This window comes from Rufibacter aurantiacus (genome assembly GCF_017916345.1).
GTDB lineage: Bacteria > Bacteroidota > Bacteroidia > Cytophagales > Hymenobacteraceae > Nibribacter > Nibribacter roseolus.
This window is the reverse complement of the sequence record NZ_JAFMSV010000004.1, coordinates 171,128-193,523: the sequence shown is the minus strand read 5'-3', so window position 1 is coordinate 193,523 and position 22,396 is coordinate 171,128. Positions and strand designations below refer to the sequence as shown.

The window sequence follows — 22,396 nt, the reverse complement described above, 5'->3', positions numbered from 1 at the left end:
GTCTAAAACTTAAAACCCATCCTCCTCTACTTTCTGCGGTAAAGTAAGGGTTTGCTCTTGTTTTACGGAATCTTGCACAACAGGTACAAAAGTGCTACCCCCGCAGTTGATATTGGTGGAAAGCGGTTGCGATGGTTTAGGGAAAGCGCCCTTGGAGACATTCAAAGACTTGTCGGCGTACACTTTCTGCATGAAGAGGGCGTAGATAGGCATGGCCAGCTTATTCCCCTGCCCGTAAGCGGCACTCCGGAAGTGAATACTGCGGTCCTCACCACCAACCCAAACCCCAGCGGCCAGATCAGGGGTGATTCCCATAAACCAGGCATCTGAGTAGTTGGAGGTAGTTCCGGTTTTAGCCCCGATTTCATTTTTTAGCCCGTAACGGTGACGCAAGCCATAGTAGGCCGTACCGCCGCGGGTTTCGGTGGAGCCTTTCAGCATGTGCACCATGAGGTAAGCCGTTTCTTCGCTCAGTGCTTCCAAGGTCTTAGGCGCAAACTCATGCAGTACCGTTCCGTTTTTGTCTTCAATCCGCACCAGGTACTGAGGTTGGGTCCAGGTGCCTTTGTTCACGAAGGTACCGTAAGCGCCTACCATGTCATACAAAGTCACATCGCTGGAGCCGAGGGCCAGGGAAGGTACCGGGTCAAGCGGCGTAGTGATGCCCAGACGCTTTGCGGTAGACACCACTTCTTCAGGGCCCAGTTTCTTCATGAGGTAGGTAGTGATGCTGTTGACAGAGAGTGCCAGCGCCGTGCGCAAGGTCATACTACGTCCTGAGTAGGTACCCTCGCTGTTTTTAGGCGTCCAGGGCTTGCCATCTGGGTTGATGATGGTTACCGGGGCATCTACTACGGTATAACAAGGAGAGTAGCCTCTCTCCAGAGCGGTGGTGTACACAAACGGCTTAAAAGTAGAGCCTGGCTGGCGGGCACCCTGCTTTACGTGGTCGTATTTAAAGTATTTGAAGTTGGTGCCGCCTACCCATGCTTTTACTTTGCCAGTAAGCGGGTCCATAGCCATGAAGCCAGCTTGCAGGTAATGCTTGTAGTAGCGTAGAGAGTCCATTGGGCTCATGATGGTGTCGCGTTCCCCTTTCCAGGAGAAGATGCGCATAGGAACTTTGTGGTACAGGTGGTATTTGATAGAGTCCTCGTTGCTACCGTACTGTTCTACCAGGCTCTTGTAGCGGGCGGTTCCTTTCATACGCTCCATCAGGAAGCCTTTAATTTCTTTCCCCTGGTCATTTACCCACGGATTGCGGCCTTTCCATTGCTGGAAGAACTCCTTCTGCATGGTTTTCATGTGCTGCTCCAGGGCCGCCTCGGCGTGTTTCTGCATGCGAGAGTCAATGGTGGTGTAGATTTTAAGGCCGTCTGAATACAGGTCGTAACCGTTATCACGGCACCATTGGGCCAGCCACTTTCCTATCTCGGTCCGAAAGTAAGGCGCCAGACCTTTGTTCTGGTTCTCCACGTTGAAGTCCAGCTTGATGGGTTTGGCGGTAGTTTTGGCGTAGGTAGGCTCGTCAATGTAGTTATACTTGAGCATCTGGTCCAATACCGTATTGCGGCGGCTCAGGGAACGCTCTGGGCGCAGCACCGGGCTGTAGAAGGAAGGTCCTTTCAGCACGCCCACCAGGGTAGCGCTTTCTTCCAGGGTAAGCTGCTGCGGGTCTTTGTTGAAGAAGGTCTTGGCGGCTACCTTAATGCCGTAAGCGTTACTCCCGAAGTCCACGGTGTTCAGGTACATCATCAGGATCTCTTTCTTAGTGTAAGAGCGCTCCAGTTTGATGGACATGATCCATTCCTTCGTTTTGATGATGAGCATGCGCAGGCCGGGCACATCAGATAGCAGGCCATTGTTCAGGTCATCGCGGGTACGGAAGAGGTTACGGGCCAGCTGCTGGGTAAGGGTACTGGAACCACGGTCCTGCTTGCCGGTGAGTTTATAGTAAGGAACCGCCAGCGTACCCTTGAAGTCAATGCCGGAATGTTCCTCAAACCGGATGTCCTCAGTGGCGATCAAGGCGTCTACCAGAGTCTTAGGCAGCTGCTCATAGGTAACGGGAGAGCGGTTCTCACGGAAGTACTTGCCTAAAAGCTGGCCGTCTTCTGAGTAAACTTCAGAAGCCAGTTCGCTTTTAGGGTTCTCCAGGGTTTTCAGGTCTGGTAGATCGCCAAAGAGATTCAGGAAGTTGATGCTAACGGCAAAAACGTACAGCAGGAAGAACACGAATCCTCCGGCAAAAAACAGCCAAAGTGCCGAAATGGTTTTCCGGAACTTCTTATCAGGCGTTGACGACATTCTATTGGTAATTTTTTTCAAAGAAAGCTACATACTCCGCGATATTCCCAAGCTCTCTAAGTAAAGCAAGGTTCTCTTCGGTTATCACAAAGGTAGCAAAATTCGAGCCTTTTAAATTGGCTAACGGAGAATTGCGTGTGGCCTGCAATTTAGAGTACTGCTGGGCGGCTTTGAAATCGGACAAAGCCCGCACAACAATGAGGGTGGTGCTGTCTCTGAAAGGAATAGGCTCTACTTTGAGTTGCTTTTTAGGGTGGAAACGGGCATTATAGGTATCATACGATTTCATGAGCTGACGCACCGCCGTAGTGTCTCCAGTGGTATGCACAATCACGAAAGAATGGGGCTGGCTGCGCTCCGTTTTGTAAGTGGGCGCTTCTTCTTTAGGGATAATAGGAGTATTTACAACTACCGGAGGTTTGGCCAACTCGCCGGTCTCATAGCGCAGGTACAGGTTCATGAAGTCACGGGCCTTCGCCTGTAACGGACTCTCAGGGTACTTGATGATGAACTGCTCCATGGCGGCCCTGAATGTAGCCGGTGGTTGGGTGCGGCCTGCTACGAGTGCCTGCAAAAATGCGCTTTGGTCCTGCACATCGTTTTGGGGGTATTTTTGGGAAAGTGAGGCCAAAACAGCTAGCGCCTGCGGATACTGCTCTTTCTCATACAACGCAAAAGCCGAGTCATACAGCGCGTGCGCGGCCACGTTTTCGGCGGAATAAGTCCGCAGAAAATCGGGTTGGTCAATGAGTTTGCTGTATTTGGAATTTGGGAAACGGTCTTTCAGGATCTTGGCGTAGCCTGCTGCCTTCTCGGGTTGCTGTTGACCCTGGGAAATGACGTAGAGGCTGTAGTAGGCTTCGGCGCCATGGTTGGAGGATGGATAGCGCTCCAGCAGTTTCTGGAAGGTCTGGGCAGCTTTCTCCGGTTCTCGCAGGCGCTGCTGGTAGATGTTGCCCAATGTGAACAGGGCTTCCTCCACGCGCTTTTCAGCGGCTTGGCGCTGCTCGGCCGTAACTGGAATAGCAGCCAGGTAAGCTTCCTGTTTCTGGGCGGCCGCGGCGGCTATGGCGGCACTATCTACCGCAATGCCAGTGTTTACCCCTGCGGTGAGCGGAGTGGCTCCGGCAATGGCCGTGATTCGGCGCCAGTTGTCCTGCAAAGGTCGGTCTCCCCAGGTACGCATGAAATCATTGCGCGCAGTTCCGCGGGCCACGGGGTTGTCAAAGTACCAGGTGCTGCCCTGTGTTCCGGCTCCGCCGATGGGCAGGGTAGCCGTTTGCTGGGTAGGTCCGGCGGCAGTGGTGGCATTTGCAGCAGCTAAGGATGCGGCGGCCTCCTGGTCTCGTTCGCGGGTAATCTGCTCGGCTACCCGTTGGGCCCGCTCGGTGGCGTTCAGTTGACCTAAAGCCAATAAACTGTCATTGCTTCTGATGATCTCCAGTTGTTGGGTGAAGGCGGTGAGGACCGTTTTCCTATCGGAGAGTTCTTCGTAGCCCATGGTTGTGGGCGGTAACAGTTGCAGGGTGCTGTCATAGTAAGCCTGGGCCAGGCCGTACTGCTGCAGGTTCTCATAATAGATCTGCCCCGATAACAGGTAAGAGTATGCCTTTTGCACTTTGTTTGTGGTGGAGGCTGCCGTAGACTGCTGCAGGAGTTTCAGAGCATCTGGATACTTTTTCTGCCGTAGCTCCAGCTTAGCCAGGTCATAGTAGATTTTATCTGTGTACTCCTTGTTCTTGGCGTCATCGGCGAGTTTGCGCAGGAAGTTCTTGACTTTGTCCTGGTCTGAGTTGTCTTTCAGTTCGGTTACCTGAGCCAAACCCAGGTTGGCGTAGAAGCCCAGTTCATAAGGGGGACGTTTCTTCAGGACCTTCGCGAACTGCTCGTAGGCTTTGGCATCCTGGGAGGTAGCCTGGTACAATTGGCCCAGGATGAATCTTAGGCGGGCCTCCTGGTCTCTTTTATGGGCCAGCGGAATGGCCAGTTCCATGTTCTCAATAACCTGTGGCAGGTTGTTCTGGATGCTGGCCAACTGCGCCCTGGTGAGAAGCAGTTCGCGGCCGTTGTCCTCATTCATGCGCTCTTTCCTGAACTGCTCAGAAATAGAGAAAGCCTGGTCATAATCTTTTTGCCGGATGGCCAGCCGCATCATCCAGATCAGGGCCTCGTGGCGGGCATGGCGGTCTGGGCTGGTGGTCTGCACAAACCGGAAAGTTTTAAGCGCCTCGGCATCCTCGCCCTGGTAATAACGGGCCTTGCCAATGAGCACATAGCAGTCATCTATCCACCGGGATTTTGGGTGCCGCGCAATAGGGAAAGAAGCCCGCTTGATCACCTCGTCCAGTTCAGGAGCCAGGGTTTTCAGGATGGTGGAATCGGCGGGGGGCAGGATGTCCAGGATGCGGTTATAGTCATTCACGTGGGCGGCCGCAATTTTGGCTTCCACGGCTTCCATCTTCTGGCGGGCCAGAAAATACCCATTGAACCGGGCATTGATGTTTCGGTACAGCCGGCCCAAAGGCTTATCAGAAGAACAGCCGGCGACAGCTGCCAGTAGAAGGAAGATTAGAAGAAAACGTGTCAGTTTCAACGTCAAGTCAGGTGTTGGAATACTAGTAGAACTGCGCAGGGCCTTTTTTATTTTATATTTATTTAAGCTAAAACGAGCCAGAAACGTACTTGTACTTAGACTATAAGGTTATCTAAATAAAAGGTAAAAGCAAATTTACACTTTTTAGACTCTTGTTACGCTACTACGCAAAAGCAGGCGCCGGCGGCGAAGGAATGAAAGCTAATTATAGGCGAACCAGAACTGTTTTGGGCTTGTTTTATCTATATCAGGGCCAAAACAGCGAAAATCTTTTCTGTCCCCATGAACCAGGGATTAGTACCTTTGTGCAAATAGGACCCAACCGTATGGAACCAATCCAACATCCGTCTAACCCCGAAGGAAAACAAGGGGTAAAGCCTTACCTGAAATACTCGGGCCTGGCTTTCCAGATGATTGTGGTGATGTCCGTAGCCGCTATTGGGGGCCGTAAGCTGGATGCCTATTTCCATAACAACACCCCGTGGTGGACACTGGGCCTGTTGGTAGTGGCGGTGTTTGCCACCGTGTATTCTGTTATTGTATCACTTACCCGTAAGAACTAAGTGCCTGTGAGTTTTATAAGAGGGATGATTCTGCTCACCGGGCTGCTGGTGCTCCTGATTACCGTACTGCTGATGTTCACCAGAGACACCGTGGTTCATTCCTATATCTGGTACATGCTGTGCTTCTTTGTGTTTGTCACCGGGTTTGCCCATTATGTGGCCTTCCTGGGGCTCAAGCATGATTCAGGGAATCTGCACGCCTACTACTTTGCCGCCATGGGGGTACGCATGGTCTTCTCTATAATAGCAGTTTTTGTATATAGATATTTCCATGCAGAAGGGTTAGTGCAATTTGTCTCAAACTTTTTCGCCCTTTATTTTATTTATACCGGATTTGAAATCTACGCATTGTTGAGTAACTTGCGCCAAAATTCAAAAAAGCATGCATAGGGCAATGCGGTTACGTAAAATCCATTGCTTTTAATTAGCTCTTAATGAAGAAGATACTCGTTTTCCTGCTTACTGTTCTTACTTTTTCAGCCCAGGCGGCAGAATCTGCCGAGGGTGGAGAATTTAACCCCGGAGAGATGATCTCCCACCATATTGGCGATGATTATACCTGGCATTTTGCCGACGGTGTGGTGCTGCCTTTGCCGGTTATATTATATGGGGAAAATGGCCTGGACGTGTTCTTGGCCTCTAAGTTCTACAACGAGCATCATGAACTGCAGCCGTATAACGGCTACGTGATGGAGCACGGGCATATTTATTATGCCAACGAAGAGGGTGAGCCCCGCACCAGAGTGAACGAGAAAGGTGAAACGGAGCACGTAGGTCCAATGGACTTCTCTATCACTAAGAACGTGGCCTCGCTTTTTCTGAGCGTGCTTCTGCTGTTTCTGGTGTTCTTCTCTATTGCCGGTGCTTACAGCAAGAACCGTGGCAAAGCCCCGCGTGGCCTGCAGTCATTCTTTGAGCCCATTATCGTTTTCATCCGAGACGATATTGCCAAGACCAACATCGGTCCTAAGTATGAGCGCTTCATGCCATACCTGCTCACCGTGTTCTTTTTTATCTGGTTCAATAACCTGCTGGGTTTATTGCCTGGTGGCGCTAACTTAACCGGTAATATTGCCGTTACCCTTGTATTGGCTCTCCTTACTTTAATCCTGACGGTATTCAATGGGAATAAATCTTACTGGGGGCACATTTTTGCCACGCCGGGTGTTCCCAAGTGGTTGGCTCCCATTATGATCCCGGTAGAGGTGATTGGTATTTTCACCAAGCCTTTCTCTTTGATGGTCCGGCTTTTCGCCAACATTACCGCAGGTCACATCATCATCCTGAGCTTGTTCAGTTTGATCTTTATCTTCCAGAGCATTGCCATTGGTCCATTGAGCGTAGCGTTTGCCACCTTCATGAACTTCCTGGAGTTGTTCGTGGCGCTGTTGCAGGCCTATATCTTTACGCTGCTGTCTGCTATGTACTTTGGCGGTGCGGTAGAAGAACATGACCACCATGATGATATGGGCTTTGGTGACGGCCCGCATGCTGCGCAAGCACACCATTAATCTAAATTCTTTTTTAACTATATATATCTACTTTTATGTTAGCATTATTGCTTGAATTGACCCTGGGTACTGGTTATGCTATTATGGGTGCTGGTATCGGCGCTGGATTAGTAGCTCTTGGTGCTGGCCTTGGTATTGGTAGAATCGGTGGCTCTGCCATGGAATCTATCGCTAGACAACCAGAGGCTGGTGGACAAATCCAGACTGCGATGATCATCGCTTCTGCCCTTATTGAAGGTGTGGCCCTGTTCGGGGTGGTAGTTTGCCTTCTGATTTCATTCATTCGCTAAGAATGCATTTGTTGCGTTTCCCTTCCTGACGATTGGTCAGGAAAGGGAGGCGCAATAACAGTAAGTAGAGTTCATAGTTTTGAGAGAAGGAGAATCCTTCAGCCCCTTATAAAAGAAACAAAATGCAATTAGTAACTCCTGGTATCGGATTGCTTTTCTGGCAGACCATCACCTTCTTGGTGGTACTTTTCCTGTTGTCTAAGTTTGCCTGGAAGCCTATCATGAAGGCGCTGCGTGAGCGCGAAGACAACATTGACGCTGCCCTCTCCATGGCTGAGAAAGCCAAACTGGAAATGCAGGCCCTTAAAGCCGACAACGAGCGTCTCTTGACCGAAGCCCGCGCTGAGCGTGACCGCATTCTCAAAGATGCTACCGACGCCGCCACCAGCCTGGTGGAAGGTGCCCGTGCCAAAGCCAACGAAGAAGGCCAGCGCATGATTGAGCAAGCCCGTGTGTCTATCCAGAACGAGAAAAAGGCAGCCCTTACTGAGGTGAAGAACCTGGCGGCTACCCTGTCTATTGACATCGCGGAGAAACTCATCAGACGTGAGTTGCAGGATGAGCAGGCCCAGCGTGCCCTGGTACAGAGCTATCTGCAAGACACGCACCTTAGCTAAGAACGGACGGCGAGCGGCTTCCCGCCCTAGAAAAGGAAGCGAATCGTTTTAAACACGCAAGAGAAATAATGTCAGACGAAAGAGTTGCCTCCCGGTACGCCAAGTCTCTGCTAGAGCTGTCTCAAGAGCAAGGATCATTGGAGAAAGTATACGCCGATATGCTTTCCTTCACCAAGACCTTGAACGCCAGCCGTGACCTTAGCTTAGTACTGCGCAACCCGATTATAAAGCATGATAAGAAACTCGCCATCCTTAACTCCGTTTTCGGGGGCAGCATGAGTGAGTTGACTATGGCCTTTTTCCGGATCATCACCCAAAAGAACCGTGAGGCCATTCTGGAGTCAGTGGCTACTGAGTTTGTAAAACAGTACAACACCCTCAAAGGCATTCAGAAAGCAACGGTGACTACTGCCGTGCCGCTTACCCCAGAGCTTAGAGCTACTTTCCAGCAAATGGTGGTGGAACGTACCGGTGGCATGCAGGTAGAGTTGCAAGAAGTAGTGAACCCAGCCGTTGTGGGTGGGTACGTACTGCGCATTGGTGATCAGCAGATTGATAACTCGGTGAGAACCAACGTGCAGAAATTGAAAAACAAGTTTAAAGAAAATCCATACATTACTAAACTATAATCATGGCAGAAGTTAGACCTGATGAAGTATCAGCGATTTTAAGAGAACAGCTGTCAAACTTCAGAACAGAAGCTGAACTAGAAGAAGTTGGTACGGTTCTGCAAGTTGGTGACGGTGTTGCTCGTATCTACGGCTTATCCAAGGCTCAGTCTGGTGAGTTGTTAGAGTTCGAAAACGGTCTGCAAGCCCTTGTTCTTAACCTTGAAGAGGACAACGTGGGTGCGGTATTGTTGGGTGACTGGAGCGACATCAAAGAAGGCGACACAGTTAAGAAAACAAATAAAATTGCCTCCGTTCGCGTAGGCGATGGCATGGTAGGCCGCGTGGTGAACACCCTTGGTCAGCCAATCGACGGTAAAGGCCCATTGGTGGGTGAACTGTACGAAATGCCAATTGAAAGAAAAGCACCAGGCGTTATCTACCGTCAGCCGGTAAATGAGCCGATGCAAACTGGTATCAAAGCGATTGACTCTATGATTCCGATTGGCCGTGGCCAGCGTGAGTTGATCATCGGAGACCGTCAGACAGGTAAAACTGCCGTGGCTATTGATACCATCATCAACCAAGGTGAGTTCTTTGACCGTGGTGAGCCTGTATTCTGTATCTACGTAGCTATTGGCCAGAAAGCCTCTACTGTTGCGCAGATCGTGAACGCTCTGCAAGCTGGTGGCGCTATGCGTTACACCGTGGTAGTAGCTGCTCCGGCTGCTGACCCTGCTCCAATGCAGTTCTACGCGCCGTTTACTGGTGCTGCCATTGGCGAGTTCTTCCGTGATACCGGACGTCCTGCACTGGTAGTATATGATGACTTGTCTAAGCAAGCGGTAGCTTACCGTGAAGTGTCTCTGCTGCTGCGTCGTCCTCCAGGACGTGAGGCTTACCCAGGTGACGTGTTCTATCTGCACTCCCGTTTGTTGGAGCGTGCGGCTAAGATCAACGCTTCTGACTCCATCGCGCAAGACATGAATGACTTGCCAGAGTCTATCCGTCACTTAGTGAAAGGTGGTGGTTCTTTGACCGCTCTCCCAATCATTGAGACTCAGGCTGGTGACGTTTCTGCGTATATCCCAACCAACGTGATCTCTATCACCGATGGTCAGATCTTCCTGGAAACCAACTTGTTCAACTCTGGTATCCGTCCGGCGATCAACGTAGGTATCTCGGTATCTCGCGTGGGTGGTTCGGCTCAGATCAAGTCAATGAAGAAAGTGGCTGGTACCTTGAAACTGGACCAGGCGCAGTTCCGTGAATTGGAAGCCTTCGCTAAATTCGGTTCAGACCTGGATGCCGCTACTAAATTGACTATTGAGCGTGGCCGTAGAAACCTTGAAGTATTGAAGCAGCCTCAGTTCTCTCCGGTAGCGGTAGAAGACCAGGTAGCTATGATCTACTGCTGTACCAATGGTCTTATTGATGACGTACCAGTGAACGAGGTGCGTACCTTTGAGAAAGACTTTACCAGAACCTTGAACGCCCAGCACCGTCCGGTACTGGATGCTTTGAGAGCCGGTAAGATTGATGATAATGTGACTGACACGCTGAAACAAGTAGCGCGCGACCTCACAGCCAGATATCGTAAATAATTAATCAACAGAAGAAGAGCATAGCGGTTATACGCGTGCTCTTTTTTCTCTGTTTATACTTGACGCAACTTAATGGCAAGTTTAAAAGAAGTACGTAACCGCATTGTATCTGTAGGATCTACGCAGCAAATCACCAAAGCCATGAAAATGGTGGCGGCAGCTAAGTTGCGCCGGGCTCAGGATAACATCATTCGTATGCGCCCTTACGCGCAGCGTCTAAACAACATATTGAGCAATCTTTCCAGTGTACAAGGAGAGGCTGGGCAGAATGTTTATGCGCAGAAGCGCGATGTGCAGCGGGTGTTGATTATTGCCGTTACCTCAGACCGCGGGTTGTGCGGTGCTTTCAACTCTAACGTGATGAAAGCGGTGAACAACCTCATCAATGAGCGTTACAGCGCCCAGGCAGCCGCCGGGAATATTGAGGTCATGGCCATCGGGAAGAAAGGGCATGAGTACTTCAACAAGCGCAACATGCCGCTGGCCGGTGACTATAGCGCAGTATTTGGGAACCTGTCTTTTGAGACCGTACGCGTGGCCGCTGAGCAAGCCATGGAAGGTTTCCGGGTTGGCCGATATGACCAGGTGGATCTTGTGTACAACGAGTTCAAAAACGTGGCTACGCAGATCATCCGCACGGAGCAGTTCCTGCCTATCCAGGAGAATACCAATGAGCAGGCCAACGCCAATACCAACCTGGACTACATCTTTGAGCCTTCTAAAGAGGAGATCATTGAGCAGTTGATTCCTAAGTCTCTGAAGATTCAGGTATACAAGGCGGTGTTGGAGTCCAACGCCTCTGAGCACGGTGCCCGAATGACAGCCATGGACAAAGCCACTGAGAACGCCGGTGAACTCCTGAAACAATTAAAACTGACTTATAACCGGACCCGCCAGGCGGCCATCACTACTGAAATCCTGGAGATTGTAGGGGGTGCCGAAGCGCTTGCAGCCGGAAGATAGATTTAAGACAACCTTTACTTCTGAACAAAGCGCCCATTGAGAAATGGGCGCTTTGCTTTTTTAAGGGCTTGTTATCTCAAGATTATATTTCAGGGCTGTTTTTAGAAAAGGCATTCCAAAGTATTTATCAACTATATTTACGTTTTGGGGGCATTTTGATAAAAAGAGCCTCTAAAAGATAACAGAATTCAAAGCGAATGAGAAATGGATTGGTGTGGGGTTGGACAATGACGTTAGTGCTCTTGATGGGACTTTCCCCGGGAATTGCACAGCGGAAAAAGGCCAACACCAAAAAACCAGAGAAACCAAAGCTGGTGATTGGAATTGTGGTAGACCAGATGCGCTACGATTACCTCTACCGTTATTGGGACAAATATTCAAAAGATGGCTTTAAACGGTTGATTGGCGAAGGCTTCAACTTCCGGAATAACCACTACAACTACGTGCCAACCTATACTGGTCCGGGGCACGCTTCCATTTACACTGGTACCACGCCGGCCATGCACGGGATTGTAGGCAATGACTGGTATAACCGCGCCACTGGACGCAACATCTACTGCGCCGAGGATAAAACCGTGCAGACCGTAGGCAGTACATCGGCTGCGGGGCAGATGTCACCGGTTAACATGATTTCCTCTACCATCACCGATGAGCTGAAACTGGCCACGAACCAGAAAAGCAAAGTCATTGGCCTGAGTTTGAAAGACCGCGGATCTATCCTGCCGGCCGGGCACGCCGCCAATGCCGCCTACTGGTTTGACGGCTCCAACGGAAGCATGATTTCCAGCACGTATTATATGCAGGAATTGCCAGCCTGGGTGCAGGCCTTCAACAACCGGAAACTTCCGGAACAATACACTAGCCAACCCTGGAACACGCTGCTGCCCATAGATCAGTACACCGAGAGTACGGCAGATGACCAGTCTTTTGAAGGTACTTTCACCGGAGAAGCCAAGCCCGTATTCCCGCACAACATCCCGGCTCTGAGAGGCAAGACCTATGATATCCTGCGCTCCATCCCGGCGGGCAACACCTACACCAAGGAGTTCGCGATAGAAGCCATCAAAGCCGAGAACCTGGGCAAGAACACCGTCCCGGATTTTTTAGCCATGAGCTTCTCCACCCCGGATTACGTGGGGCACCAGTTCGGGCCTAATTCTATTGAGGTAGAGGATACTTATCTGCGCCTAGACCAAGATCTGGCCGATTTCCTCAAGTTCCTGGACAAGCAGTTGGGCAAAGAAAACGTGCTTATTTTCCTCACCGCCGACCACGGAGCCGCCCATAACCCAACTTATCTGCAACAACTGCGTATTTCGGCGGGTAACACCAACAACGGTGTCATGGCTGATTCGCTTAAGAAGCACCTGAACCGTACCTTCGGGACCGCCGAGTGGGTGAGTGCTTTCGTGAACCAGCAGGTGTATTTCAACCATGCGGTAGTGGAAAGCAAGAAAGCCAACCTGACCGCTTTGCAGGAAGAAACAGCCCGTTTCATGCAGCGTTTCCCCGGGGTTTTGCGCTCTTTCTCCGCCGATGCCCTGATGAAATCGCATTGGAGCAAGGGAGTGGGCATGCTGGTAGAGAATGGGTATATGCCCTACCGGTCAGGTGACGTTTTGGTGACATTCCAGCCGGGCTGGTATGAGAATTACGGCCGGGGCTTGCCTAAAGGCACTACGCACGGCAGCCCCTGGGCTTATGACACCCACATTCCGCTTTTGTGGTACGGCTGGCAGATTCCGGCCGGAGAGTCTACCGTACACACGGAGATTATTGACATTGCGCCCAGTATAGCGGCGTGGCTGCGCATTCAGGAGCCAAACGGCACCACCGGACGCGCTTTATTGGAATACGTGCGGTAGATGCCGCTGAGAGATAAAATAGATACAGAAATTAAGATGTTAGAAACCACGAAAAACGCCAGCAATCCTTGGCACGATGTAAACTACGGCGAAGACGCCCCTAAAGTAGTAACCGGAATCATTGAGATCCCTAAAGGGTCAAAAGCGAAATACGAATTAGACAAGGACAGCGGCTTGCTTAAACTGGATCGCGTTCTGTTCTCGGCGGTGCACTACCCAGCTAACTATGGCTTCATCCCACAGACCTACTGCGATGACAAAGACCCTCTGGACATTCTGGTGCTTTGCTCTATTGACGTAGCCCCTATGTGCCTTATTGATGCCAAGGTAATTGGCGTGATGCAGATGATTGACAACAACGAGGAAGATGACAAGATCATCGCCGTGGCTGCCAATGACATGTCTGTGAAGCACATCAATGACATCTCTGAGTTGCCGCCGCATACCCTGCTGGAAATCCAGCGTTTCTTTGAAGACTATAAGAAACTGGAGAACAAAGAAGTAGTGGTGGAGAACTTCCTGGGCCGCGAAGATGCCTACAGAATCATTGAGCAGAGCATTGAGCTGTACAACACCACGTTCAGAACCAACAGCTAAGCAACGTAAAAATCGTTCAGTACAAAAGCGCCGCTTTCCGTATAGGAGAGCGGCGCTTTTGTGTTTTCCGCACCGGGTTGTAAACCCGCCCAGAAACCGAAGAATAGTGTTGCACCTATGTTCTCCTCAGGCGTACTTTGCCGGAGAAATGGTGAGACAAGCCATTGACCAAAAAGTAGCATGAGCATCCCCCGCAAGATCCTGGATTTTATTCTGTACAGCAATATGTTCATCTCCCTATGTGCCGCGGCACTAGTCTGGGAGACGTACCTGCTGAGCGGGATTCCTATTTCCCTGCGCCTGAGTGGGATGGTGTTCTTCGCTACCCTCTTTGTGTATAACGCAGACGGGCTGGTGCCTTACAAATTCAACCAGAACGTACCTTTAAGCACCCGCACCAAATGGGTCAGGAAAAACCGGCTGGAGTTGATCTTTATCTCAGTGGCCAGTGCCTTGTGCGTGGTGTACCTATATTGGACGGCTATTTTTGAGCTGAATTTCTGGTTTCTGCTGCATTTGTTTGTGGTAGCCGGTCTGTACTCCGTACCGGTGGTGCCCGAGGGTGAAGGCTATATTCCGCTCCGCGATATTCCTTTCCTCAAGGTGTTCCTCATTGCCTATGTCTGGTCGGCCATTACGGTGCAGTTGCCTTTGATGGAGATGGGCCGCGATCTTTTCTCCGGTAACAGCTTTATCCTTTTCCTGCGGCGTTTCCTGTTTCTTTTCTCCCTTACCCTGGTCTTTGATATCAGGGATGTGCACAAAGACAAACTCACCCAGACGGTCACTTTCCCCACTAGGTTTGGCGTGCAGAATACCAAAAGATTGGCGCTTTTCATGCTGCTGCTTTTTGCAGTATTGGTGCCGGCCGGGACAGCCCCCTTCATGCGGGTAGCCCTGGGGCTCGCGGGTGTTGGTGCCGGGCTGGTGGTGTGGTATGCGCACGAGTACCGTTCCCAGTACTACTTCATGGTCCTGGCAGATGGCATGATGCTGGTGCAGTTCATGCTGGTGTGGTTCCTGGCATGACGCAGTGATACGCAAGTTGCAAAGTTAAGTAGCAGAGCACCTTGCTTTAAGCATGATTCCCACAAAATAGCCCTAAACGGAAACAGCTTTGTTTCTCCGTTAACGTGAGGACACGCGCCGGAAAGCAGCCCCCAGATATTTATAGAGATCAGAGGCAATAAGCGAAGTTTGGCCCTCAGCTTCAGCGGCGATATCACCGGCCAGGCCGTGCAGGTAAACGCCCAGGAGGCAGGTCTCCAAAGGAGAATAGCCTTGGGCACGCAGACCGGTCATGATGCCGGTGAGCACGTCGCCGGTGCCGCCAGTGGCCATGCCAGGGTTTCCGGTAGTGTTGAAGTAGAACTCGCCGCGTGGCGTGCCGATGCAGGTGTGGGCTCCCTTTAGGATGACGTAGCAGGCGTGCTCAGCGCAGAAGCTTTGAAGCAGTTGCAGTCGGTGGAAATCATCGGTGGCAAGACCGGTGAGCCGTTCAAATTCTTTAGGGTGCGGAGTAAGGATGCTGTCTGCCGGCAACTGCTGGCGCAACAAACGGTCAGAGGCCAAAAGGTTGAGGGCATCGGCGTCCAACACCAAAGGAGGAAGCTTCTGCCGGAAAAGACTTTCCAGGGCTAAACGAGAATCTTCGGCCTGACCAAGTCCCGGACCTATCCCGATGCATTGGTATTTGCTGAGCTCACCGGGGAACTGGGACAGGTGCAGGTCATGGCCATCGGTGAGCACCATGGCCTCGGGCACCGCGGTCTGGAGAATGGCGTACCCCGTTACCGGCACCTGCACCGTCAATAGCCCTACCCCCGCCCGCAAAGCCGAATGCGCGCTCATGGTGATGGCCCCCATCTTTCCGTAACTGCCGCCTACCAGCAGAGCGTGGCCAAACGTGCCTTTGTGGGAAAACTTGGTGCGCGGCCGCAGAATGGCTTTCACGGTCTCTGGCAAAACAACTTGATAGGGAGATTCAACCTGCGTCAGGAAATCAGGGTGCAAGCCAATGGACAGTACGTGCCAAGTGCCCACGTACGCGCCCGAGGCGGGCAGCAAAAATGCCAGTTTTGGCCGTTCAAAGGTGAGCGTGACATCAGCGTGGACAACGGTGTTCTCCTTAGGGGTGGGCGCATCGGCGTATAGCCCCGAGGGGATGTCGATGGCGATGAGGGTGGCTTCTTGTTCGTTCAGGTAAGTGACAACCTCGGCATAAAGACCTTCCAGCGCCCGGGAAAGCCCTGACCCGAACAGTCCGTCCAGTATCACTGCCTGTGCCGGAAGGGTAAACGGTAAATCGGCAGAGCTCTGGATTTTGGTCACGGGTACCTCCTGCGGCAAACGCTCCAGGTTCTGGGTGAAATCTGGGGAGTGGTTCTGGGTGGCCTCTGGTAGGAAGACCTGAACATCATAGCCATCGTGGTGGAGCAGACGGGCCGCAGCCAGTCCATCGCCGCCGTTGTTGCCGGGGCCGCAGAAGATGTAAAACGGAGTCTCCGGAGAATACTTGCCTTCCAACCACTGCACCAAAGCCCCGGCGGCCCGTTCCATTAAATCCAGGGGAGAGATAGGTTCCTGCGCAATAGTATAGGCATCGGCGGCACGGGTCTGGGCGGCGGTGAGTATTTTCATGGTTTTATGGCTGATTGTTCATGGATGATTGTCCTCAAATCAGATGAAAGTTTACGCCTTCTTTTGGTACGCTGTTTTCGGACTGTTTTATTAATAACAATCAACAACTCTCAAAACTGCAGACCCATTCCCAAGCCTAATTGCCCGTTGGGGAGCACCGTGGGCATTACCGATGCATTCAGCCCTTTGTTGCGCATGATGCGGTCGTGCACAAAGTATACGGTGTTTACAGACAGAATGCCAATCCCGGCCCCGGCCAGGACATCGGCCATCCAGTGCTCATTGTTCAGAACCCGCATCACGCCCGTAGCTGTGGCAATGGTATAACTCCCGATGCTGATCCACTTGCTTTTGCCTCTGAACTCTTTATCTACGATGGTGGCGATGGTAAAGGCGTAGGCAGTGTGCCCTGAGGGAAAAGCCCTCGGCAAGCCGTTGGGGCGCTCCTGGCCGGTCCAAACCTTGGTAGGGTAAACCACCAGGGTAGTCAGCGCCCCTGAGGCCAGCAACAGGCCCGTCTGTCTTCTGATGTCATGTTTGTTCTCCTCGGAGAAAGCCGTGAAACCGTACAGGCCTACAATGGGCACGAAGAAGAGGTAATCATCAATCTTGGTACTGAAGTTGGGAAAAGCCCGGCGCGCATCGCGGCTGGCGTCATAGCTGCTGTAAAAGCCATTGTCTTTGATGGTGGAAATGCCGGCCGCAATCAATACCGCCGAGGGAAGCACCGCCCGCATCAGGTATTGCTTGGTTTTGGGCTTTTCTTCAGCGGGCACGCTCTGCAGCGGCTCGGTTGCCGCGGTAGTATCAGAAACTGGCGTCTGGGCTACAACTCTAACGGACAATGAAATCCACAGGAGTGAGGTCGTCAGGAGATGTTTGAGGTTCAAGGGGAGTAAAGTTAGGTTATAGAAAACAGTTTAAGGTGATACATGCGGTAAGAGCTTCCGGCAGAATAGCCCCGTCTGGAATAATGGTCCGTTTCAAGGCAGTTTTGGAGAAACTAGGATAAAAACGGAAGTCCGGGCCAGAGGTTATCCCCAATAGCCCGCCGCGTTGCCTTCCCTAAGTACAAAGAGGTAAACTGTTTATTCCCCAGAGCTGTCTACCTGGATTAGGTGCACCAGGTCGTCATCGGTGTGAAGCTGCTGGTCTTTACCACCGGAGCAGACCATGAATGCCTTCTTGGCCGGATTGTGCTTGTAAAGAATGGGCTGGCCCCAGCTGTCCAGCGTCAGGTCCCGGAGCAAAGGACTGTTCATAACTACCTCGTTCAGGCTGCCTGGTAACCGGGTTTGGGTTTGTTCATATTTCATAATGACAGCTGCCAGTCTCTCCAGTTTATTTCTGGTGTTCTTCTGCTTGAAGTAAGAATCTGTGAGCAGGCTGAATAAGATGAATAGCGCCGTGCCGCAAACCAAAACCAGAAGCGCCCACTTGAAAGGCACCAGCAAAACCTTCAGCCAGCCGAAACGCTGCCGCTGGTACCCCTCGGTATTGTTGGCCGTCCGGATGTTGAAGAGGAGCGCTAGAAAATCTACTACTTTGTTCATGTTGGTTTTGCCGGAGTGTGTTTTGATCGTGGTGCTTTATGTCCTGCCTGGAATAGTGCAGGTTCTGGCCAATTTACTTGCTTACTGGCAGATAAAGGTACTATAATTAGAAACACAATCTATAAGTAGTACAGCAGGCACTAGATGCAAGGGGGACCTTTCAGGTAAATAAGAAGTAAGTAGCGTTGTTTTGATTCAGGTCTGATTTTCAAAAATGAACCTAAAAATGAGAAGCGATGCTGAATGCATAAGTTAAGTGGGAGCAAGTTGAAGGATTGGTATTATTTAAGAAAAATTGAATAAAAAATGTTAATTGTGGATTTGCCAAAATGCTATCTGATGCCAGTTGAGCCTAAGCTAAGTTAAGAACTAGGCAGAAAGAATATTGATTTATTGAATATTTGACAAAGAAATGGATGTAGCGGTTTGATAATGAGAAGCATATGTGGTTTTTACGTGTTGTTTTCCTCATTTTGTTTGCCTAAACTTATTAAGCAAACAACGCAGCAGGAATGTGAAATCTTTATCCAGAAGAGAGTTTTTGAGTAAGAGTGCCATTCTGGGCGCCGGCGCCTACCCAGCTATGCTAGCGTTGAATCTGTTGCCCGCCGCGCCCGCCCACGCCTTTGATCTGGAAGGAAGCGGCAAAGGCAAACACATCCTTATCCTGGGGGCCGGGCTCGCGGGCATGACCTCGGCGTATGAACTCTCCAAACTGGGTTACCGATGTACCATTCTGGAGGCCCAGACCCGCACCGGCGGCCGATGTTGGAGCGTACGGGACGGAGTCACCACCACCGAGACAGTCCAACCAGCGCAGACCGCGCGCTTTGACAACGGCCTCTACTTCAACGCCGGCCCCTCGCGCATTCCGCATCACCACCAGCTCACCATGCACTACTGCCGCGAGTTGGGCGTGCCGCTGGAAGTCTACAATAACGTCAACGAAAGCACCTACTTCTTCGCCGAGGGCCAGGGGCCGCTCTCCCATCAGAAAGTACGGGCCCGCGAAGTGCACAATGACATGCGGGGCTACACCAGCGAACTGCTGGCCAAAGCTGTTGATGGCGGCAAGATAGACACGGCCCTTTCCAAAGAAGATTCCGCCAAAGTAATAGAGTACCTCCGCGCCGAAGGCGGGCTGGACATAGACAAACTCTACAAGGCATCGGCCCGCCGGGGTTACCTGGAACCACCCGGTGCCGGGGAGAAAACCGGCAAGATCTCCAATCCCCACAAACTCGCGGACATCATCTCCTCCGGTCTCCTGGATCCCGATTTCTACAACGTAGCCGAGTATACCTATGAACTGCAGATGACCATGTTCCAGGCGGTGGGAGGCATGGATTCCATTGCCAAAGCGCTGGAGAAAAAGGTAGCCGGCCTTCTGAAACTGGGCGCCACCGTCACCAGCATCCAGAACCAGCCCGAGGGCGTCACTGTCACCTATAAAGACAAGCAGGGCACCCACCAACTCACCGCCGATCTCTGCATCTGCACCCTGCCGCTGCCGGTGCTCAGCAACCTGGAACACAACTTCTCTTCAGACGTGAGCCGCGCCATAGACTTCGTGCCTTACATCCAGACCGGCAAGATAGGGCTGCAGTTCAAGCGGCGCTTCTGGGAAGAGGAGGAGCAGATCTTCGGGGGCATCACGCACACCAACAATGAGCTCACGCAGATCTTCTACCCCTCCAACGGCTACCTGGGCAAGAAAGGCATTCTCATTGGTTACTACAACTTCAACGACAAGGCCCGGAAGGTGGGCGAGCTCTCTTACGCGGAGCGCGAGAAGCTGGCCTTGGAGAAGGGCGCGCTCATCCATCCGCAGTACCCCAAAGAGTTTGAGGGCTCTTTTTCGGTGAGTTGGCACAAACTGCCGCACAGCTTGGGCGGCTGGGCCGTGTACAGTGCCGAGGACCGCAAGACGCATTACCAGGCCCTACTGAAGCCGGAGAAAAACGTCTACTTCGCCGGGGAGCACATGACGTACCTGACCGCCTGGATGGCAGGAGCTTTTGAGTCGGCACGGAGCGTGGTGGCGCAGGTGCACAGCCGCCTGAGCGAAGGGCGGATGCAGTACCCCACCGTTTCTACTTCTTCTAACTAAACTTACACCTATTCAAAACCTATACCCGCATGGCAACTTCAATGGACCGCAGAACCTGGCTTAAGGCAAGCGCTTTACTCGCCGGAGGCACCGCTTTCTTCCCCTCGGGGATATCTTCTTTGGTTGCCATGCCCAGACCGGCCGCCTCGGCCCTGCGGGAACGGATCACGGAGGAGTCGCTGCTTACCGATGGTCCGCCGCCCATGCGGGCCCGGCTTCTGGCCAACGAGAACCCGTTTGGGCCTTCGCAGAAAGCCAAGCAGGCCATGGTGGACTCCCTCAACTCCAGTTACCAGTACCCGTTCATGCATTACCGCGAGTTGGTGCAGAAGATTGCCGCGCACGAAGGTGTCTCGCCGGAGTCTGTTCTGCTGAGCGCGGGTTCCAGTCCGCTACTTTTGGCGGCGGCCATGCACTTCAGCCAGAAAGGCGGCACCATCATCACCGGCGACCCTTCCTACGATGACCTGGTGGAAAGCGCCAAAGAGTTCAACGCCACCATCGCCGCCGTGCCGCTCACCGCAGACTACAAGCTGGACTTGGACGCCATGGAGAAAAAGGTGGACGCCAAAACCGCGCTGGTCTATATCTGCAACCCCAACAACCCCACCGGCACCGTGCTGGACACGGCCAAACTGAAAGCCTTCTGCGAGCGCGTCTCCAAGAAAGTACCCGTATTCGTGGACGAGGCTTACATTGACTACCTGCCCAATCCCGAGGCGGTCACCTTGATGGACGCTGTGAAGAAAAACCAGAACATTCTGGTGGCCCGCACTTTCTCCAAGCTCTACGGCTTTGCCGGATTGCGCGTGGGCTACGTGGTGGCCCAACCCGAGATGGTGAAGACCCTGTCTAAGTACACCAACGGCGCCATGTCCATCTCGGGCCCGGCCATCATGGCGGCCCTGGCCAGCTACCAGGACAAAGCCTATCTGTCAGATGCCCTGCAGAAGACCATGGCTTCCAAACAGTTCCTCTATGACACGCTCAAGAAAGAAGGCTACGAGTACATCCCTTCCTCGGCCAACTTTGTGATGTTTCCCTTAAGGATGGACGGTAAACGGTTCTCTGACGAAATGATGAAGCGCGGCGTGGGCATCAGGTACTGGAAATTCGCGGGCAAAGACTGGTGCCGCGTGAGCCTGGGTCGGATGGATGAAATGCAGGCCTTCGCCGAGGCTTTCCAACAGCTCTCCTAACACGTCTCTCCCCCGGATTAAAACCCGGAGAAGCGGCGTTTCACCCCTGATTTCTGAAAACAAGCCCTAAAACGGCATCGGCTAAGCTAAGAATTCATACCAAGATGTTACAGTCACTTCTCTTCAGCGGCAAAAACAGTTTCCCGCCCCGGGTCTGGCGGGACCGCAGCGGGTGGTTTTCCACCCCGGTCATTTTCCACAAACAATCACTAAGCACAACCCCATGTCTAAACTGCTTCTCCCCGTTCTCACGCTTCTATGGCTTGTTTCTGCCCTTCACGTTCAGGCCCAGACCAACCCTCGGCCGCTCCGTCTGGAGGAGTACCAAAAAGCCAAAGCCTTCCAAATAAAAGACCTGGACGCCGACACCTATGTGAAGATTGAGAACGCCTACATCCTGGACCGCTACGAGCTGCGCAAGCCCTACTTCATCACCGGTGACGATGGCCTGCGCAAGCGCATGGACCTGTACCGCCTCCTGGCCAAGGAAGGCCTGCAGGAACTGGGCCTTATGGTGTTTTACACCAATGAAAAAGGCAAACGCTACCAGGCCCTGCTGCCCAACTTCACCTCCGACGGCAAGGTCTGGGAACAGTATTTTGAGGACATCCACGCCATAGACAGAGAGGAAAAGAACTTCGTGCTCAAGCTGTCTTACATCCTCTCCAAGGAACTGGCTTTCCAGCAGTACAAAGTCCTGAACCAGGGCAAGGACCTCAAAGTGGAATCAGCGACCTACGGCAACGACATCTGTTTCCCCGGCACCCAGGAAGTGGCGCTCGAGAACGGCAGCAAGAAACTATTGAAAGACATCCGGCCCGGCGACCGGGTAGTCACCGTGGACCCCGAGACCAAGCAGGCCACCGTGACCCAGGTGCAGGAACTGGTGGCGCACGAGGCCAAAAACTACGCCATTACGCAGCTGGTGGTGGTAGCTGCCCAGGAGAAAACTGGGAACACGGCCACCGAGGTGCTGCTGTCTGGCAAGGTGCTGGAGGCTACCCCCAACCATCCCATGTTGACCCGGACCGGGCAGAAGAAGATAGGCGAGATCCTGGAGGGCGAGGAGGTGCTGTGCTTTAACCAGAAAACCCGGACCTATGAGCCGTTCACGGTGTTGCGCAAAAAGGAATACGCCGGCGGCGTGCAGAAAGTCTACAATATGGTGGCCACCGAAGGCACTACTTTCCTCATGAACGGAGTCATGGTGCTGCAGAAATAACCTGCCCTTTATTACTTTTTTGGAATCTTTCGTTCGTACCTGACTAAGTCCTGGGGCCTGTGCTCCAGGATTTTTTTCGTTTCAGGCCCATAATTTTCAAAACAGCCGCTAAACATATCCCGTAGACGCTTTTCTTATAAGCTCATCTGCCGCT

At 52.2% G+C, this 22,396-nt stretch carries 19 protein-coding genes; 14 read left to right on the top strand and 5 right to left on the bottom strand.

Annotated elements, in window-relative coordinates; translation table 11 throughout:
- Positions 1–9: 9 nt before the first annotated feature.
- Together J3P34_RS15640 and porW are read right to left on the bottom strand one after the other, a co-directional pair.
- Entirely contained in the window at positions 10–2,307 is a 2,298-nt protein-coding gene (locus J3P34_RS15640) for a penicillin-binding protein 1A (RefSeq protein WP_210489598.1), read from the bottom strand.
- A 1-nt stretch (position 2,308) separates the two neighbouring features.
- The gene (porW, locus tag J3P34_RS15635; RefSeq protein ID WP_486966782.1) at positions 2,309–4,900 is read right to left on the bottom strand and encodes a type IX secretion system periplasmic lipoprotein PorW/SprE; all 2,592 of its coding nucleotides are present in this window, start codon (positions 4,898–4,900) and stop codon (positions 2,309–2,311) included.
- Positions 4,901–5,226: 326 nt separating this feature from the next.
- On the opposite strand from porW, the gene J3P34_RS15630 reads away from it, so the two are divergent.
- From J3P34_RS15630 to J3P34_RS15580, 11 genes are all read left to right on the top strand, one after another.
- Positions 5,227–5,463, top strand: coding sequence for an AtpZ/AtpI family protein (locus J3P34_RS15630; RefSeq protein ID WP_210489596.1), 237 nt, complete (start codon positions 5,227–5,229; stop codon positions 5,461–5,463).
- Positions 5,464–5,487: 24 nt separating this feature from the next.
- Positions 5,488–5,853, top strand: coding sequence for a hypothetical protein (locus J3P34_RS15625; protein ID WP_246853749.1), 366 nt, complete (start codon positions 5,488–5,490; stop codon positions 5,851–5,853).
- 44 nt (positions 5,854–5,897) lie between these two features.
- Positions 5,898–6,974, top strand: coding sequence for a F0F1 ATP synthase subunit A (gene atpB / locus J3P34_RS15620; RefSeq protein WP_210489594.1), 1,077 nt, complete (start codon positions 5,898–5,900; stop codon positions 6,972–6,974).
- Between the two features lie 35 nt (positions 6,975–7,009).
- Positions 7,010–7,264 (top strand): ATP synthase F0 subunit C, encoded by a 255-nt coding sequence (gene atpE, locus J3P34_RS15615; protein ID WP_149090276.1) that lies wholly within the window; start codon positions 7,010–7,012, stop codon positions 7,262–7,264.
- Between the two features lie 122 nt (positions 7,265–7,386).
- Positions 7,387–7,881, top strand: coding sequence for a F0F1 ATP synthase subunit B (locus J3P34_RS15610; RefSeq protein ID WP_210462145.1), 495 nt, complete (start codon positions 7,387–7,389; stop codon positions 7,879–7,881).
- 68 nt (positions 7,882–7,949) lie between these two features.
- Positions 7,950–8,510: an ATP synthase F1 subunit delta gene (atpH, locus tag J3P34_RS15605; protein ID WP_210489593.1), complete on the top strand. Its 561-nt coding sequence runs from the start codon at positions 7,950–7,952 to the stop codon at positions 8,508–8,510.
- 2 nt (positions 8,511–8,512) lie between these two features.
- Complete coding sequence (atpA, locus tag J3P34_RS15600; protein WP_210489592.1) at positions 8,513–10,093, top strand: F0F1 ATP synthase subunit alpha; 1,581 nt, start codon at positions 8,513–8,515, stop codon at positions 10,091–10,093.
- A 72-nt stretch (positions 10,094–10,165) separates the two neighbouring features.
- Entirely contained in the window at positions 10,166–11,056 is an 891-nt protein-coding gene (gene atpG / locus J3P34_RS15595; protein WP_210489591.1) for an ATP synthase F1 subunit gamma, read from the top strand.
- Positions 11,057–11,253: 197 nt separating this feature from the next.
- On the top strand, positions 11,254–12,921 hold the full coding sequence (pafA, locus tag J3P34_RS15590) for an alkaline phosphatase PafA (protein WP_246853748.1): 1,668 nt from the start codon (positions 11,254–11,256) through the stop codon (positions 12,919–12,921).
- 36 nt (positions 12,922–12,957) lie between these two features.
- Entirely contained in the window at positions 12,958–13,518 is a 561-nt protein-coding gene (locus tag J3P34_RS15585) for an inorganic diphosphatase (protein ID WP_210462139.1), read from the top strand.
- Positions 13,519–13,698: 180 nt separating this feature from the next.
- Positions 13,699–14,547 (top strand): UbiA family prenyltransferase, encoded by an 849-nt coding sequence (locus tag J3P34_RS15580; RefSeq protein ID WP_210489589.1) that lies wholly within the window; start codon positions 13,699–13,701, stop codon positions 14,545–14,547.
- Between the two features lie 99 nt (positions 14,548–14,646).
- Here the strand turns inward: J3P34_RS15580 and J3P34_RS15575 are convergent, their stop codons facing one another.
- The 3 genes from J3P34_RS15575 to J3P34_RS15565 all read right to left on the bottom strand — a co-directional run bounded on the left by J3P34_RS15575 (position 14,647) and on the right by J3P34_RS15565 (position 17,711).
- Positions 14,647–16,158, bottom strand: coding sequence for an NAD(P)H-hydrate dehydratase (locus J3P34_RS15575; RefSeq protein ID WP_210489588.1), 1,512 nt, complete (start codon positions 16,156–16,158; stop codon positions 14,647–14,649).
- A gap of 110 nt (positions 16,159–16,268) precedes the next feature.
- Positions 16,269–17,048 carry a phosphatase PAP2 family protein gene (locus J3P34_RS15570; protein ID WP_210489587.1) on the bottom strand — a complete coding sequence of 260 codons (780 nt, stop codon included), beginning with the start codon at positions 17,046–17,048 and terminating at the stop codon, positions 16,269–16,271.
- A gap of 198 nt (positions 17,049–17,246) precedes the next feature.
- Positions 17,247–17,711 (bottom strand): type II secretion system protein GspG, encoded by a 465-nt coding sequence (locus J3P34_RS15565; RefSeq protein ID WP_210489586.1) that lies wholly within the window; start codon positions 17,709–17,711, stop codon positions 17,247–17,249.
- Between the two features lie 541 nt (positions 17,712–18,252).
- Here J3P34_RS15565 and J3P34_RS15560 point away from each other — a divergent pair.
- From J3P34_RS15560 to J3P34_RS15550, 3 genes are all read left to right on the top strand, one after another.
- Positions 18,253–19,821 carry a flavin monoamine oxidase family protein gene (locus J3P34_RS15560; RefSeq protein WP_345890373.1) on the top strand — a complete coding sequence of 523 codons (1,569 nt, stop codon included), beginning with the start codon at positions 18,253–18,255 and terminating at the stop codon, positions 19,819–19,821.
- A gap of 29 nt (positions 19,822–19,850) precedes the next feature.
- On the top strand, positions 19,851–21,020 hold the full coding sequence (locus tag J3P34_RS15555) for a pyridoxal phosphate-dependent aminotransferase (RefSeq protein ID WP_210489585.1): 1,170 nt from the start codon (positions 19,851–19,853) through the stop codon (positions 21,018–21,020).
- Between the two features lie 223 nt (positions 21,021–21,243).
- Entirely contained in the window at positions 21,244–22,242 is a 999-nt protein-coding gene (locus J3P34_RS15550; RefSeq protein ID WP_210489584.1) for a Hint domain-containing protein, read from the top strand.
- The last annotated feature ends 154 nt before the right edge of the window (positions 22,243–22,396 follow it).